This is a genomic window from Stenotrophomonas sp. G4 (assembly GCF_003428825.1).
In the GTDB taxonomy this organism is placed as follows: domain Bacteria; phylum Pseudomonadota; class Gammaproteobacteria; order Xanthomonadales; family Xanthomonadaceae; genus Stenotrophomonas; species Stenotrophomonas indicatrix.
This window is the reverse complement of the sequence record NZ_CP031741.1, coordinates 1,875,582-1,892,516: the sequence shown is the minus strand read 5'-3', so window position 1 is coordinate 1,892,516 and position 16,935 is coordinate 1,875,582. Positions and strand designations below refer to the sequence as shown.

At 61.5% G+C, this 16,935-nt stretch carries 9 protein-coding genes and 1 pseudogene; 2 read left to right on the top strand and 8 right to left on the bottom strand.

Annotated features, from left to right (window positions below; translation table 11 throughout):
- Window positions 1-302: 302 nt before the first annotated feature.
- Window positions 303-659, top strand: a complete 357-nt coding sequence (locus tag D0Y85_RS08920) for a hypothetical protein (RefSeq protein ID WP_117310193.1) — start codon at window positions 303-305, stop codon at window positions 657-659.
- Window positions 660-663: 4 nt separating this feature from the next.
- Here D0Y85_RS08920 and D0Y85_RS08915 read toward each other — a convergent pair whose 3' ends face one another.
- From D0Y85_RS08915 to D0Y85_RS08885, 7 genes and pseudogenes are all read right to left on the bottom strand, one after another.
- Window positions 664-5,559, bottom strand: a complete 4,896-nt coding sequence (locus tag D0Y85_RS08915; RefSeq protein WP_162887634.1) for a HEAT repeat domain-containing protein — start codon at window positions 5,557-5,559, stop codon at window positions 664-666.
- A gap of 427 nt (window positions 5,560-5,986) precedes the next feature.
- Window positions 5,987-7,551 (bottom strand): annotated as a pseudogene (guaA, locus tag D0Y85_RS08910) (glutamine-hydrolyzing GMP synthase).
- A gap of 109 nt (window positions 7,552-7,660) precedes the next feature.
- On the bottom strand, window positions 7,661-9,118 hold the full coding sequence (gene guaB, locus D0Y85_RS08905) for an IMP dehydrogenase (protein WP_032976170.1): 1,458 nt from the start codon (window positions 9,116-9,118) through the stop codon (window positions 7,661-7,663).
- A gap of 373 nt (window positions 9,119-9,491) precedes the next feature.
- Window positions 9,492-10,370 carry a bifunctional methylenetetrahydrofolate dehydrogenase/methenyltetrahydrofolate cyclohydrolase FolD gene (gene folD / locus D0Y85_RS08900; RefSeq protein WP_117310191.1) on the bottom strand — a complete coding sequence of 293 codons (879 nt, stop codon included), beginning with the start codon at window positions 10,368-10,370 and terminating at the stop codon, window positions 9,492-9,494.
- Between the two features lie 172 nt (window positions 10,371-10,542).
- A complete protein-coding gene (locus D0Y85_RS08895; RefSeq protein ID WP_059063917.1) occupies window positions 10,543-12,378 on the bottom strand; it encodes a monovalent cation:proton antiporter-2 (CPA2) family protein in 1,836 nt (611 codons plus the stop codon).
- A gap of 213 nt (window positions 12,379-12,591) precedes the next feature.
- Window positions 12,592-13,728 (bottom strand): molybdopterin-synthase adenylyltransferase MoeB, encoded by a 1,137-nt coding sequence (moeB, locus tag D0Y85_RS08890; RefSeq protein WP_117310190.1) that lies wholly within the window; start codon window positions 13,726-13,728, stop codon window positions 12,592-12,594.
- A 54-nt stretch (window positions 13,729-13,782) separates the two neighbouring features.
- Complete coding sequence (locus D0Y85_RS08885; RefSeq protein ID WP_117310189.1) at window positions 13,783-14,433, bottom strand: TetR/AcrR family transcriptional regulator; 651 nt, start codon at window positions 14,431-14,433, stop codon at window positions 13,783-13,785.
- A gap of 129 nt (window positions 14,434-14,562) precedes the next feature.
- Here D0Y85_RS08885 and D0Y85_RS08880 point away from each other — a divergent pair, with 129 nt between their 5' ends.
- Window positions 14,563-15,456, top strand: a complete 894-nt coding sequence (locus D0Y85_RS08880; RefSeq protein WP_117310188.1) for an NAD(P)/FAD-dependent oxidoreductase — start codon at window positions 14,563-14,565, stop codon at window positions 15,454-15,456.
- A gap of 75 nt (window positions 15,457-15,531) precedes the next feature.
- Here D0Y85_RS08880 and der read toward each other — a convergent pair whose 3' ends face one another.
- Entirely contained in the window at window positions 15,532-16,929 is a 1,398-nt protein-coding gene (der, locus tag D0Y85_RS08875; protein WP_093819797.1) for a ribosome biogenesis GTPase Der, read from the bottom strand.
- Window positions 16,930-16,935: the final 6 nt, after the last annotated feature.

Genomic DNA, 16,935 nt, shown 5'->3' with positions numbered 1-16,935 from the left:
GATTTCTTCGCAAATTTCAATTTGCATTCGAAGCGACAGCGTAAACACCATGGCGCGCCACCGACAACGGGTGGCCGGGCGTCCAAACCCGTGATGATGTTCGCGTCAGTTGTTTACGCTTGCCCGTCGGCACCGTCCTTAACCGGTGCCGGCGGGCAATCCGTCGGCCTATGGCGGGCGGTGCGTGGGGGCTTTCGGGCCCGCCGGTCTATGACGCTACTTCATCCCGGTTTGGAACCCGCACCGTCCGCCACCCCGCTTACGCGGTGGCGCTGTTAAGCACAGCCAAGGAAACCGACGCCATGAGCGAATCCGAAACCTTCTCCTCGTACGCCGCTGTTGAGCCCATCAACGACGATACTGCCCTTCCCGACCTGAACTACCTCCTCGGCATCCTCAAGCGCATGCGCGGCTGCGAGGGTGCAGATGGGCAGCCTTGGCCAGAAACCGATGTGTCACCCGGCCGGCGTGTGAGTCTGGCGAGGACCGAGCGCGCGTTGGTTGGGCTGCTCACTGTGCTGGAGGTGCTGCACTCGGCAGACCGCTGCCGGGTGGCAGCGGAGCCGGAGCGGCATTTGGATGAGGGGGTGGTTGATGGGTTGTTTCTGGCTTGCCGGGGGTTGGCTGAGTGGGCTTGTCGTGAGGTGAGACCGGAGTAGCAAGTCAAGCTGGATGACTGGCCAGGAAGCGATACCCATGGCTACTTGCGGCGCCCGTCGCAGCCACTCTCCCAGAGACGCCGGCCCAAGCCTTAAGTGTTGAGTACACCGAAATTGCCCAAGAAGCCTGTCGCCCCAGTGCAGCATTGAGACCATCCTCCGGCGTCGCAAAAGATTTTGAAAACTGGAGGTTATAGCGATCTATCAGCGTTCCAATAAGCCCTTCGACATCCCTCCCCGCAATCGACAGCAGCGAAATAGCCGTGATTGAATGCGAAGAATTGTCGGACTTTGCCAAACGATCAAGCGACGCCTTTGCTCCATCCCATTTCGCCCAAATATGCAAAACATTTACATCCTCCGTGCGATATCGCCACGATTCCATGGGCTCCTCGATGAGCTCAATGACGGCACTCTCCGCTTCAACTGAACTACCCTTGAGTATCGCTACAAGCAGTCGATTTCGAAGTCCAAGCTTGGCTAGCTCAGCTGACTTCAGCGAACGCGCCCAAGCGGCGGCGATTCCCTCCGGCCAACCTAGCGCCAAATGTCCAAGTACACCATCGGCAAACTCACTCGAAACGTCCTGCGGGCTTCTGATCGCAGTCGAAAGCTCGCCCCAAATGTCGTCATTCCCAGAAAAATGGCTAGCGAGCACGCGTGCGGCTGCGCATGCCACGTCAGAACGACCATTTCTTCCAATGGAATTAACCAATAGCAGACGCAATGATCTGCTTCTAGGACGGTGACGCGCGAAAGCATCAAAGTAGGCAGCTCCGATCAGATCCGGAACTTGTGTCTCAAAGTAGTCCCCAAGTAGGCGCTCTAATGCAGGGGTTCGTTCAAAAAGTGCGTCGTATCCAGAACGCACAAACTCCGCCACAGGGAGCTCATTCTCCCGCGCATTATTTTCTATCAGCAATGGATTGAGCGCCTCCCAATGCTCAATCACAGCACCCGGTGAAACCAGATCATGTCCAAGCCAGTCGATAAGCCCGTGAGTCCATCTGATTCCACCGTCACCTGCAAATTGAGAAACTATCCTGGAATACGCCCCAAGCTCCAGAAGCGCCGCCAACGCTGTCCGCCGTCTCATGTCCATATACGTGCCGGTGGCGTTGAACTCGGGCATGAGGAATTGCTCCAACTGATCAGCGAGTACGGAGTCACCTTTTGCAGCGCGCGCGCGTGCCATCAGATAACTCGCTCTAACCGCACTATCCTCTTCCGCTAGCGGCAACGGAGTCAACTCAACCACGGAGTCAAGCTCGATGGCTCGCTCACGGAAAATGGTTGCAACAGCCATCCTTACATCAGATGGCGCCGGCGCTGCGGCGTCGAGAAGTCGAGACCGCAGGCCTGGAACGTCCTCGAACATCGCAGTAATTCTTCCGAAATTAGGACCATCGATATTAGATAGTGAATCCTCAATTATCTCCAAGCTCTTAGGGTCGTCCGGGTATGCGCTGGCAAACCGCGCCTGGAGGTCCGTTCTATGGTAATACCATAGAACGGGGTTATCCAACAGATCTCTTACTAACTCCTTAGTTTCTTCATCAGGGCATTCCTCCAGGAGAGCCATAGCGGCTCCGACCTCTCTAGTCACAGCGGAAGCGCGCGCGATTCTGCGAAGCCACTTGAGTCGTTTGGTTGATTCAGAGAAAAGGACTCGCGCCAATGACCCCAAGGGTGCAGCCATCTCAATACTTCCATCTGCCCAGTACTGAAGCCTCTCTCGCACCGCACTGTCATCTCCCCATCCGCGCTGAAGAGCGAACGCGATCCAATATCGCCCTCGGTTGTCCGCCAACTCATAAGACTCCAAGAGCTCACGCTTAGCTGCGTCATCGCCAATTATAACCATTGCATGGGCGGTCCGAGGATCCCATAGAGTCTTCTTGTACCTCTCCCGATCCGCACTCAATGAATCTCTAATCGCCGAGGACAGGTTGGCATTACCACGAAATCCCGAAGAAAGGTCTTCCCACACTTGATTATCACCAAGCGTTAGCATTCGACCAAACCGCCTAACCATCGCCGCAACCGTCTCCGCCACCTCAGCATCACCCGGACAACAGCGGACCAAATATTGAAGTGGCAGTTCGACTTCAAATCCAGCCCCATGTTCGTTCAATCGGTCCAACAGAAATCTGCGTAGCCTTAGATCCTGCGGCCACCCTTCGCACAGCAATCCAACAGCATCACGTCGCTCTTGAAATTCCAGAGAATCAGCATCCCACAGCATCAATATCCGATTGATGTCTTCGGCGGTTTGTAGTCCTTGCTTGACACGAGTTCGCACCGTCCCCAGAAACAGATCAACATTGGCTGTTCTTCTGTTGGCACCTGCACATCCAATAGCTTGCGTCCGCCACTCCGATCTAGCGGTCAATCCATACAGCGCAGCGGCCCTCACTTCAGGCCGCACATCAACGATTGCCATTCTCTCCAAGGCCGCCAACGCCTCATCAGTATTCATGAAGACGTGCGCAATGGTCTCGGCAGCGGCGCGTCGACACATGACATCTTCGTCTCTAAGGGCACGAACTAGAGTGGACCACAGATCAGTAGATGGTGCCCAATCCTTAAAGGACGCAATGAGCATTCTCCGTTTATAACTCGGCTGACCAGGTAGCCAACGCCGGATGGCAGATCGACACTCTGAACGCACACGTGTTCCCAGTGCGCCAATTGCAATGTTCTTGGCCAAGGACACACGCAACTCTACGATGGGAGAGTTTTCCACCTCACTGACGGCAAGCTCAACGATTCGACGTGCTTCGCCAATAGGAAGTCCCAAGTCCGATACTGCTATTTCCATGCGAAGCTCGATAGATTGGGCACGAAGCCATTCATTGCTCTCCCCCAGATCTTCCAATCGTTGTGATGCACGACCAGAGAGCACCATTTCTCCACGCGCCCCCAGAATACCGAACCAGGCAATCAGAGTTTCTCGCCATGCAGGACTAATCCAGATGTCAGTCATCCATGCAATCTGATCTTCATGTGACTCGCGCGCGACCGATTCAGCAGCCAAGTACTCCTGAATACTCAAATGAAGAAGGCTAAGCTCCTTGGGAGATCGCTCAACAAGCACTCCATACTGATCATTCAATTGAATAACCGCCTCCGCGGCGATTCTCCTTGCCCTCGCCACAGGCTCGCCTAATCCATACATGTCGTCCATCAGAAAATCTGTACACACTTGCTCGCATCGCTCTTCCGAGAGAGATCGCGTCGGTTGCGATTGCATCTCCCTAGCCAATCGAATAAGCATTTCTTTAAGATCTGCAGACTTCAGCCCCAGAGAACTGATCGGCAAGGTGGTGCCACTCGCTTGTGCTCGTGCAGCAGGATGCTTTGATAGCAACAGATCTACAATTTGTTTATATGCTTCCACACGAGCCTCAGGAAGCTGATGGGAGAACCTAAACAACTGAATCAACGACATGCAAAGTAGCGGATTGCGAGCCAGTTCCAGAGTCCTTGAGCTACTACTTGCCTCGCGCAGGAATGCTTGTGCCCGACGCCGGCCGAAATCTTCATTTTCACAGGCAGCTTGCAACGACGCTTCTGGATCCGACTCCAGAAACTCAAACCAACGAGTAGCTAACTCTTCTATCTTCTTTTCACTTAATGGTGCAAGCGTAGCCGTTGCCCAAGAAGGCGGTATGCCGAGGCTACCGTAGCTTTGAGGCCGACCGGTGCAGATGATTGAAGAATCGCTAGCCTCCAGGAAGGTCACAACACGATCAAGCGCCTCACGACCAGTGTATTCTTCGGTTGACTCATCCAAACCGTCGACAAGGAGCAGAACCTGCCCTCCCTTCACAGCTCGCCTGAAGAGCGGGTATACATCACCGAAACCATACTGCTGAAGCCACTCTCTAAAGAATGCGTCAACGCTAACACCTGACTCGCGACCAATGGAGGCCGAGAGCCGGGAGAACGATATCCATATAGGCAAGCGTGAGAAGTAACCAAAGTTCAAAACATCGAATTGCAGCTTATCTGGCCTCAAAATTGACAAGGCCAAGTATCTGAGCAGTGCGCTCTTCCCGTAACCGGGCTCACCAAGAACAACACACCTTCCCCGATCACGCAGCCATTCAAAGACAGGCTTCCTGATCTCATACACTGTAGAGTTGGCATTCAGAGGCCCGACCACTTCCTGACCTCTAGAGATCCCAAGAGCATCTTCCTCTTGACTCAAACCCCTCATCGCGGACTGATTGAATAGACCCGTATCAATCTGAGTGCGCTCGATAATATCGGGCACCACGTATCGATCACGATAGTCCATATTTGCATTGCAATCTGTCCTAAAGCCAGGATCGTGCTGTGAGAACAAAACTGAGTATAGATTCGCAAGCTTAGATCGAAGCATTCCGAATTCATAACCATTCAGTCGATCGCCGAGACTATCCGCAGCGTCTTTCCCGTTAAAACTAGAAACCCAAGAGCGCCCAAAGAAGTCGTCGACGATATCGCAATGAGCTTTTAAGCGCTCGCATATCCCGCCTGCCGCAGCACCATCCCACACCGAAAATCCTATACCCAAAGCCGCCAGCTTTTTCCGCTGCTTATCCAGTTCGTCCTGCAGCTGAGTTTTCTCAAGCGACGAGGATACGCACAATACGAATTCCGCCACTTCCTTTGCCCAGTGTCCGGAAATAAATTTATCCACTGCGGAGGCCACATCAGAAGCATCGAAATCATTGACCTTCTTGCACTGGTAGCACACTTTCGAAGAAGAAGCCCCAGAATGCACCGCAATAATATCGATTCCGCCTTGCGATTGACCCGGCGCGCCATAAATAGAGCAATCAATCACTTGACTTTCTCTGCGAACGATCCTGAGCACAAGACGTTCGAAGTTTTGCCAAGACAATTCTCCCAAGGGGAGACTCTGCGTACGCGTCTCAACTGGCGCCCCAGGCTCGGGCCCACTCGGCGGCTCCTGAATCCATACGTGCCCACGCTTTAGTAGATCGACCACAGAGTCCCCAAAAGGTGCCATTAGATCTCCCAGCCCACTTGTGCGCTGCAAATTGTTGAAGTTAGCACTAGCGCGAGGTCGCTTGAAGCAGCAGCGCCGTATTGAGCTAGAACTCCATCCTCCGTCACTTCAGAAGGCTCGCGATTGCAAATATTAATGAAACTCATTCAAATAATATTTGAAATCTAAGCCCCCCTCAAGATTCGCCAAGGACACTACAAAGTATCGGACTGGTGCCCTGGGAGCCCTCTCCAAGACCTATATCGTAGTGTGGGGCTGAGTACATACAAACAACAAGGGCGCCTCTCGGCGCCCTCGTTCTTTCAACTCATTCCCACTCAATGGTCGCCGGCGGCTTCCCCGAGATGTCATAAACCACCCGCGACACCCCCGCAACTCATTGATGATCCGGTTGCTCACCGTCCCCAGGAACTCATACGGCAGATGCGCCCAATGCGCGGTCATGAAGTCGATCGTCTCCACGGCCCGCAGCGCAATCACCCACTCATAAGCCCGCGCATCACCCACCACGCCCACCGACTTCACCGGCAGGAACACGGCAAACGCCTGGCTGGTCTTGTCGTACAGATCCGCCTTGCGCAGCTCGTCGATGAAGATGGCATCAGCCTTGGCCAGCAATTCGGCGTATTCGCGCTTCACTTCGCCCAGGATTCGCACGCCCAGGCCCGGGCCCGGGAACGGATGGCGGTAGACCATGGTGCGCGGCAGGCCCAGCTCAACGCCCAAGCGGCGCACTTCGTCCTTGAACAGCTCGCGCAGCGGCTCCACCAGGCCCAGCTTCATGTGCTCCGGCAGGCCGCCCACGTTGTGGTGGCTCTTGATCACATGCGCCTTGCCGGTCTTGCTGCCGGCCGACTCGATCACGTCCGGGTAGATGGTGCCCTGTGCCAGCCACTTGGCGTTCTTCAGCTTGTTCGACTCTTCATCGAAGATCTCAACGAACAGGTTGCCGATGATCTTGCGCTTGGCTTCCGGGTCGCTCACGCCTTCCAGCGCGCTGAAGTAGCGGTCCGCGGCATTCACGCGCACCACCTTTACGCCCATGTGCTCGGCAAACATCGCCATCACCTGGTCGCCTTCCTGCCAGCGCAGCAGGCCGGTATCCACGAACACGCAGGTCAGCTTGTCGCCGATGGCCTTGTGCAGCAGCGCAGCCACCACGGACGAATCGACGCCGCCGGACAGGCCCAGGATCACTTCGTCATCGCCCACCTGTTCGCGCACGCGGGCAATCTGGTCGTCGATGATGTTGGCGGCAGTCCACAGGGTCTGGCAGCCGCACACGTCCACTACGAAGCGGCGCAGCAGCGCCTGGCCCTGCAGGGTGTGGGTCACTTCCGGGTGGAACTGCACGCCGTACCAGCGCTTTTCTTCGTTGGCCATGGCGGCCACCGGAATGCGGTCGGTGGTGGCGGTGATGGTGAAGCCCGGCGGCGCAACGGAGACGTGGTCGCCGTGGCTCATCCAGACATTCAACTTCGGCTCGCCGCCGTGGTCGCTCAGGCCCTTGAACAGTGCATCGGGGTTGATCACGTTTACTTCGGCGTGGCCGAATTCGCGCTGGTCAGCCGCTTCGGTGGCACCGCCCAGCTGCGCGGCCAGGGTCTGCATGCCGTAGCAGATGCCGAAGATCGGCAGGCCGCTGTCGAACACTTCCTGCGGCGCGGCGGGCGCGCCCGGCAGCGTGGTCGATTCCGGGCCACCGGATAGGATGATGCCCTTGGCGCCGAAGCCGGCGATCTCGGCCGGGTTGTGGTCCCACGCCCAGATTTCGCAGTAGACGCCCAGCTCGCGGATGCGGCGGGCAATCAGCTGCGTGTACTGCGCGCCGAAATCGAGGATGAGGATCTTGTCGTTATGGATGTTGGTCATGGCGCCCCGGCAATGCAGTAGGGAAAACGAAAACGTCAGAATTTTTCAGCGGCAGATGGAGAAAGAGGAACGGGAATCAGCTTCCTCGTTCCTCTTTGCTCGTCCCGCATCAGGAGCGGTAGTTCGGCGGCTCTTTGGTGATCGTCACGTCGTGGACGTGGCTCTCGCGCTGGCCGGCGCCGCTGATCTTCACGAACTTGGGCTTGCTGCGCATGTCCTCGACGGTGGCGCAACCCACGTAGCCCATGGTGGCGCGCAGGCCGCCCATCAGCTGGTGGATGATGCCGCCCACCGGGCCGCGGTAAGGCACGCGGCCTTCAATTCCTTCGGGCACCAGCTTGTCGGCGGTGGCGGCGTCCTGGAAGTAGCGGTCCTTGGACCCCTTCTCCATCGCAGCCAGCGAGCCCATGCCGCGGTAGCTCTTGTACGAACGGCCCTGGAACAGCTCGGTTTCGCCCGGCGATTCCTCGGTACCGGCCAGCAGGCCACCAATCATGATGGTGGAGGCACCGGCGGCCAGTGCCTTGCCGATGTCGCCGGAGTAGCGGATGCCACCGTCGGCGATCAGCGGGATGCGGTCCTGCAGCGCTTCGGCCACCAGGTCGATCGCGGTGATCTGCGGCACGCCCACGCCGGCCACCACGCGGGTGGTGCAGATCGAGCCCGGGCCGATGCCGACCTTCACTGCGTCCGCGCCGCTGTCCAGCAGCGCCAGCGCGGCTTCACCGGTGCAGATGTTGCCGCCGATGACCTGCACGTTCGGGAAGTTCTTCTTGACCCAGCTGACGCGATCCAGCACGCCCTGCGAATGGCCGTGCGCGGTATCGACCACGATCACGTCCACGCCGGCAGCCACCAGCGCTTCCACGCGGCGGTCGGTATCGCCGCCAACGCCGACGGCCGCGCCGACCAGCAGGCGGGTGGCGATGTCCTTGGCAGCGTTCGGGAAGTCGGTGTTCTTCTGGATGTCCTTGACGGTGATCAGGCCACGCAGGGCGAAATCATCGTTGACCACCAGCACCTTTTCGATGCGGTTGCGGTGCAGCAGCTGCAGCACTTCATCAGACGCGGCGCCTTCCTTGACCGTGATCAGGCGATCCTTCTTGGTCATGATGTGGCGGACCGGATCGTCCAGCTCGGTCTCGAAGCGCATGTCGCGATGGGTCACGATGCCGGCCAGCAGGCCGTCGCTGCCCACCACCGGCACGCCGGAGATGTTGTGCGCCTGGGTCAGGGCCAGCACGTCGCGGATGGTGGTTTCCGGGCCGACGGTGATCGGGTCACGGATGACGCCGGCCTCGAACTTCTTGACCTTGGCCACTTCCGCGGCCTGCTGCTCCACGCTCAGGTTCTTGTGGATGATGCCCATGCCACCCAGCTGTGCCATGGCGATGGCCAGGCGTGCTTCGGTGACGGTATCCATGGCGGCGGACAGGATCGGAAGCTTGAGCTTCAGGTCGCGCGTCAACCGCGTTTCGAGGTTGACGTCCTTGGGCAGGATGGTCGAATGAGCGGGGACGAGCGAGACGTCGTCGTAAGTGAGTGCTTCAGCCTGGATGCGCAGCATCGGCATACCCGAGATGTGGGGAAGCGCGACATTTTACCCTGTTTTCGCGGCCTGTGGCAGGGGGTAGATGCGACGCAGTGTCGCGCGGGCGGCAATTGGTTCAGACGCCGGCGCACCGCCCTTGGTAGCTGCCAACCTTGGTTGGCACACAACCGGAAGGCCCTTGCCCCATATGGGGAGCTGGCGCCTGATTGTTCGTGCCAACCAAGGTTGGCACCTACCAGGAGCGGGTCATGCGGACCGGCGGGAACTACGGGGCATCGACGCGCCCCCGGTAGCGCCGGGCCATGCCCGGCGAGCGCAGCGGCGCCGCAGCAATCCGCCGGGCATGGCCCGGCGCTACCAAGCCCCACCGCAAGCAGCCCAGGTGCGGTCAGTTCCCGGCTTCCGCCGCTTCCAACGTGTTCTGCATCAGCGTGGCCACGGTCATCGGGCCTACGCCACCCGGCACCGGGGTGATCCAGCTCGCCCGCTGCGCTGCGGCCTCGAACCCGACATCGCCCACCAACCGGCCGTCATCCAAGCGGTTGATGCCGACGTCGATCACCACCGCGCCCGGCTTCACCCACTCGCCCGGCACGATGCCCGGCCGGCCCACCGCCACCACCAGGATGTCGGCGTTGCGCACGGCCTGTTCCAGCACGTCCTTGGGGGTGAACTTGTGACAGCTGGTCACGGTGCAGCCGGCAATCAGCAGCTCCAGGCCCATCGGCCGGCCGACGTGGTTGCTGACGCCAACGATGGTGGCGTTGCGGCCGCGCACCGGCTGGTCGGTGTGGCCCAGCAGCGTGGTGATGCCACGCGGGGTGCACGGGCGCAGGCCGAACTCGCGCAGGGCCAGGTGGCCGACGTTTTCCGGATGGAAACCGTCCACGTCCTTGCGCGGGTCGATGCGCTGGATCAGCCGGCGCGCGTCGGGGATGCCCGGAAGCGGCAGCTGGATCAGGATGCCGTTGATCTTCGGGTCGGCGTTGAGCTGGTCGATCAGGTCGAGCAGCTCAGCCTCGGTGGTACCGGCCGGCAGGTCGTAGTCATAGGCTTCGATGCCCACCTTCTCGGCCGCGCGGCGCTTGTTGCGCACGTACACGGTCGAGGCCGGGTCGCCCCCCACCAGCACCACGGCCAGGCCGGGGCGGCTGCCACCGGCGGCGACACGGGCGTCGACCCGCACCTTCAGGCTGTCGAGCAGGTCCTCGGCGATACGGCGGCCATCGAGGATGCGGGCAGGAAGCTGGGGGGCGGAGTCGGTCATCGGGTGCGGGCGTGGGGCGGCGGGGACGCTATTGTCCCCGATTCACGCCCCTCGCCCACCGGGAATGCGGGCCGCCGCCGCTTCGGTAGTGCCGGCCGCTGGCCGGCAACCTCATGAACGCAGGAAGCACCGTGCAGCTGCCGGCCAGCGGCCGGCACTACCATGCTTCAGATCATTCCTCTTCTTCTTCCGGCACTTCATCCGCATTGAGCGTGCGTGCCTTGCGCTTGGGCGCGGTAAACGGCGTCGGCGTCGGCACACCCGGCAGCGCGCTGCCGAACACCATGTGCGCGCCGGCCCTCAGGCTGCCACCGGCCATTTCCAGTTCGAAGCGCTCGGCATCGCGCTCGCGGATCTGCTCGGCGATCTCGCGCGCATCGTCTTCGTCCGCGCCCAGCTCCACCAGTGCCGCCTGCCCGAACAGCAGCGCCGACTCGAAAGTTTCGCGGATCTGGAAATCCACGCCGGCATGGATCAACCGCAGCGAATGTTCGCGGTCGAACGAGCGCACCAGCAGCTTGGCCTGCGGGAACTGATGGGCCACCAGTTCGACGATGCGGTCGGCATCCTCGGCATTGTTCACGCACACCGCGATCGCCCGCGCACTGCCCGCGCCGGAGGCATGCAGCACGTCCAGCCGGGTGCCGTCGCCGTAATAGATCTTGAAACCGAAGCGCTCGGCGTTGTGGATCATCTCCACATCGTTGTCGATGATGGTCACGTCCACGTCGCGGGCCAGCAGCGACTGGCTGGCCACCTGGCCGAAGCGGCCGAAGCCGATCAGCAGCACGCTGCCGGACAGGCCGTCGGCGGTATCCACGCCTTCCAGGCTGACGGTCGGCGTCGGCGCCACGCGCTTGTAGACCAGCACCACCAGCGGCGTCAGCGCCATCGACAGCACCACCACGGCGGTGAAGTTGGCATTGATGTCCAGGCTGATCACCCCGGCACTGGCTGCGGCCGAGAACAGCACGAAGGCGAACTCGCCGCCCTGCGCCATCAGCACGCCACGGTCCAGCGCCTGCGCGTGGTCACTGCCCATCAACCGCGCAACCACGTAGATGCACAGCGCCTTGGCCGCCATCAGCGCCACTACCAAGCCGAGGATCATCGGCCAGTTGCCGGCCACCACGCCCAGGTCCAGCGCCATGCCCACGCTGAGGAAGAACAGGCCCAGCAGGATGCCGCGGAACGGTTCGATGTCAGCTTCGATCTGGTGGCGGAAGGTCGATTCGCTCAGCAGCACGCCGGCCAGGAACGCGCCCATCGCCATCGACAACCCGGACAGCTGCATCAGCAGCGCCGCGCCCAGCACCACCAGCAGTGCGGCAGCGGTCATCACTTCGCGCGCTTTCGATTCGGCCAGCACGCGGAACAGCGGATTGAGCAGGAAGCGGCCCACCAGCACCAGGCCGACGATGGCACCCACGCCGATCGCCACCGACATCCAGCGCGAGCCCTCGCCATCGGCACTGCCCGCAGCCGGCGCCATCCACGCGACAAGTGCCAGCAACGGCACGATCAGCAGGTCTTCGAACAGCAGGATCGAGACGATCTTCTGCCCCGATGGCAGCGCGATGTCGCCGCGCTCGGCCAGCAGCTGCATCACCACTGCGGTGGAGGTCAGCACGAAACCGGTGGCGCCGATGAAGGCGATCTGCCACGGCAGCCCGAACAGCTTGGCGATGCTGGTCAGCACCAGCGCGCAGGTGACGATCTGCAGCGTGCCCAGCCCGAAGATTTCCTTGCGCAGGCTCCACAGGTGCGAGGGCCGCATTTCCAGGCCGATGACGAACAGGAACATGACCACGCCGAGTTCGGCGGTATGCAGGATCGCCTGCGGGTCGGAGAACCAGCCCAGCCCGAACGGGCCGATCGCCAGGCCGGCGGCGAAGTAGCCCAGCACCGAACCCAAGCCGAGCCGACGAAACAGCGGCACCATCACCACCGCTGCGCCCAACAGGGCGACGACCTTGACCAGCTCGCTGGTCGCTGCTTCTACCGCCATGCGGTGGGTTCCCCGGAAATCGAAATCGGCCTCAACGATAGAGCAACACCGATGACGGCAATAGCACGTGTGTTGCGTTTTATTGTCTTGGAGATGGAACGATAGCCGGAGTGGCCCGGGGCATCATCCCGAAACCATAAACGGTCATGCCCGGCGAGCGCAGCGGCGCGCGCAGATACTACATCCGCCGGGCATGGCCCGGCGCTACCGGGTTCACCCGCCCCGGCAGAACGCGGCGTAATCGATATACCCCGGGAACGGCACGCCGGGTGCGCACACTGGGCACTGCGGGTCAGGGCTGATGCGGGTCTCGCGGAAGTGCATGCCCAGCGCATCGAAGCGCAGCAGGCGGCCCACCAACGGTTCGCCGATGCCCAGCAACAGCTTCAGCACCTCGGTGGCCTGCAGCACCCCGGCCAGGCCCGGCAGCACGCCCAGCACGCCCGCCTCGGAGCAGTTGGGCGCGAACTCCGGCGGCGGCGGCTCCGGGAACAGGCAGCGGTAGCACGGTGCCACGCCACGCTGGCGGCCGGCATCGAACACGCTCACCTGGCCGTCGAAGCGCTCGATGGCGGCGTACACCATCGGCTTGGCGTGCTTGATGCAGGCGTCGTTGAGCAGGTAGCGCAACGGAAAGTTGTCCGACCCGTCCAGCACCACGTCGACATCCTGCAGCAGGCGGTCCACGTTCTCCGAGGTCACCCGCTCGGGCACGGCCTCGACCTCGATCGACGGGTTCAATGCCAGCAGCCGCTCACGCGCCGAATCCACCTTCAAGTGGCCGACGCTGGCCTCGGTATGCACGATCTGCCGATGCAGATTGCTTCGCTCCACCCGGTCATGGTCGGCGAAACGCAGGTGCCCTACCCCGGCCGCCGCCAGATAGAAGCCGGCCGGTGCGCCCAGGCCGCCCGCGCCCAGCACCAGCACCCGCGACTGCTGCAGGCGGCGTTGGCCAGCCTCGCCCACCTGCGGCAGCAGCAGGTGGCGCGAATAGCGGTCGTAGAAATCGCGGTCAGCGGCGCTGGTCAGTGGCTGCACCAGCGGCAGCGCCTGCTCGCGCCAGGCCACGGTGCCGCCGGTCACGGAGCTCACGTTGGTATAGCCCGCATCCAGCAGCGCCTGCGCCGCATCGGCCGAGCGCTTGCCGCTCTGGCAGATCAGCAGGATTTCCTGTTCCTGCCGTGGCAGGTACGCCGCGGGGCCGGTCAGCAGCTCATCCTTGGCCACACCACGCGCGCCCTCGGCCATGCCCCCGGCCCGTTCGTGCGCCTCGCGCACATCAATCAGCATGGCACCGTGGGCCAGGCGCTCACGTGCCTGGGCGGGGGAAAGCTCTGGAATGCTCATGCCGCCATTATCGCGCAGACGTCACGCATCTGGACCAGGTCGCGCCCGAAACAGCTATGCGACGGCGTGGGTGTTGCCACCGTGTGCGGCGATGAACAGAGCGACAGCCGACCGGCAGTAGGATTCGATCTGGTCGTCGCTCCCTGCTATCGCTTCATCGAAGCGAGCGATTGCCAAGAGATCGGATCCTCTGATGAGCGCGCCAAACAAGCGGGCAGACAGGAGAGGATCGGGCACGTTCAGGGCCGCCTTGGCGTGCAACTGTCGCAACAGGGCCTCGATCTGGACGATGACGTAGGCCGGGCCGGCTTGGTAATGGAGCCTGCTCAACGATTGTTGATTGGTCTTGTCGGCCATGATCATGGCTTCGACGCTTCGGACGTCCGGGCTCAACAAAGTGCGAAGCAGGGATGAGGCCACTGCCACCAGCTGATCTTCAGCCGAACCGTCGCCGCCTTCAACAAGGGCCTGGGGTGCGAACTGATGGCAGTGGGCCGCAATGGCTGCGCTGAACAGCGCCTCCTTGTTCTCGAATTTCCGATAGATGCTCAGCTTGGATATCTTCGCCCGCTGGGCGACCTTTTCCATTGTCGTGGCTTGAAAGCCCAGTTCCACGAAGAGTTCGCTTGCGGCATCAATTATTGATTGGCCGAGCGCCTCGTTGGCCGGCCGACCACGGCGAGCCTGACTGATTCTGCTGGTCATGATTGCACTACTTGACAGTATCCCGGCGCACACATTACGGTACCGGACAGTACCATAAATCGCGCAAACTGATCAATGTTACGCGTCCGACCCGGTCCCGCTCCCTTCCACGACATAGAGCAGAACACCATGGATGACGTCATCATCATCGGCGGCAGCTTTGCCGGCCTCGCCGCCGCGCTGCAGCTCGGCCGTGCCCGCCGCAGGGTCACCGTTCTCGATACCGGTCTACAGCGCAATCGCTTCGCCAGCCACTCCCATGGTGTACTCGGCCACGATCACAAGCCACCGCAGAACATCCTGACCGACGCACGCCAACAACTCGCGCGCTATCCGACGATCAGGCTGGTGAACGCGCGGGCCGACAGCATTTCCGGCGCCATCGACAACTTCTCCGTCTTTACTGGCGATGGCGCGTCCCTTGGCGCGCGCCGACTGATCCTGAGTTATGGCGTTGTCGACCAGATGCCGGACGTCCCGGGCTTTGCCGAGAACTGGGGCTCATCCATCGTGCCGTGCCCATACTGCGACGGCTTTGAAGTCGCCGACCAGCGTTGGGGCCTAGTCTGGTCGGGCCCGCAGTCGCATACCTATGTCAGGCTTTACCACGATTGGACCGGCACGTTGACGGTCTTTGCCGATGGTCACGACATCGCACCCGATGTACGGGCAGACCTGGCACGTCGCAACATACCGGTGGTCGATGGCCGGATCACGGAGATCCACCATCGCACGGGACATGGAACCGCCATCAAGCTCGATACCGCCGGCGATGTAGTGATCGATATGCTGTTTGCGCACCCGCGCAACAGGCCCTCCGCAAGCCTGCATGAATCTTTGGGCCTGGCCACGGTCACTACGCCCCTCGGCACTGCCATCAAGGTCGACGAGCGCCGGGAAACCAGCGTACCGGGCATCTACGCCGCCGGCGATCTTGCAAACCCGGCCATGGCCTCCGTCACCACCGCGATATGGCAAGGCGCGACGGCAGGTATTTCCGCGCAGCAATCGATGCTGGTGTGAGACGACAGATTCCAGGAGCGCGGCGTCGCCGCCGATGCAACGAAAAAGGCGGCCCTGCGGCCGCCTTCTCGTGGATCACTTGCCCTTGACGTGCTTCATCAAGCGCCGCTTGGCCTTGACCTGCCGTTCGGTCAGCACGTTCTTCTTGCCTTCGTACGGGTTGGCACCCTCGCGGAAGATGAACTGCACCGGCGTTCCGATCAGCTTGAAGCGCTTGCGGAAGAAGTTCTCCAGGTAGCGCTTGTACGACTCCTGCAGTTCCTTCAGGCGGGTGCCGTGCACGATGAAGGTCGGCGGGTTGGCGCCAGCCGGGTGCACGTAACGCAGCTTGGAGACGTGGCCGCGGATGGTCGGCGGCGGGTTGGTCTCGTAGGCCACTTCCAGCGCCTTGTTCACCTCGCTGGTGGTGAAGGTCTTGTTCGCCGATTCGTGCGCGCGGTGCACCGCACGGAACAGCTCGCGCAGGCCCGAGCCATGCTTGGCCGAGATGCGCACCGATTCGGCCCACGGCACGAAGCCCAGGCGCAGCGACAGCATCGTTTCCGCCTGCTCACGCTGGTAGTCGGTCAGGCCGTCCCACTTGTTGATCGCGATCACCAGCGCGCGGCCGGCATCCAGCACCGCGCCGAGCACGGTGGCGTCCTGGTCGGTCACACCTTCGGTGGCATCGAGCATCAGCACGGCCACCTGGCACTGCTCAATCGACTGCATGGTCTTGACCACCGAGAACTTCTCGACGACCTCGTCCACGCGCGAACGGCGACGCAGGCCGGCGGTATCGATCAGGCGGTACTCGCGGCCGTCGCGCTCCAGGTCCACCGAGATCGAATCGCGGGTGGTGCCCGGCACGTCCGAAGCGATCATGCGCTCTTCGCCGAGGATGCGGTTGACCAGGGTCGACTTGCCCACGTTGGGGCGGCCGACGAAGGCGATGCGGATGCGGTTCGGATCGTTGTCCAGCTCTTCGCCGCTGCCCTCTTCCGGCAGGCGCTGGATGACCTCGTCCAACAGGTCGTCCAGGCCCTGGCGGTGGGCAGCCGACACGGTCAGCATCTCGCTGAAGCCGTAGCGGGCGAACTCCGAACGCACGGTGTCCTCGTCGGTGCCGTCGATCTTGTTGATCAGCAGCAGCGTCGGGCGCGACAGCTTGCGCAGCCAGGCCAGGATCTCATCGTCCATCGCCGAGGTGCCCTCGCGGGCATCGACGACGAACAGGATCAGGTCAGCTTCGCCAGCGGCAGCACGGGCCTGGCGCGTGGTAGCGCCAGCCAGGCCTTCTTCTTCCTCTGCGATGCCGCCGGTATCGACGACGAGGAAATGGTTGTCCTCGTCAAGCCGGCAGACGCCATAGTTGCGGTCCCGGGTGACGCCGGGCTGGTCATGGACCAGGGCGTCACGTGTTCGGGTCAGTGCATTGAATATGGTCGACTTGCCGACATTCGGCCGTCCAACCAGGGCGACCAAAGGCAGCATCGCGAT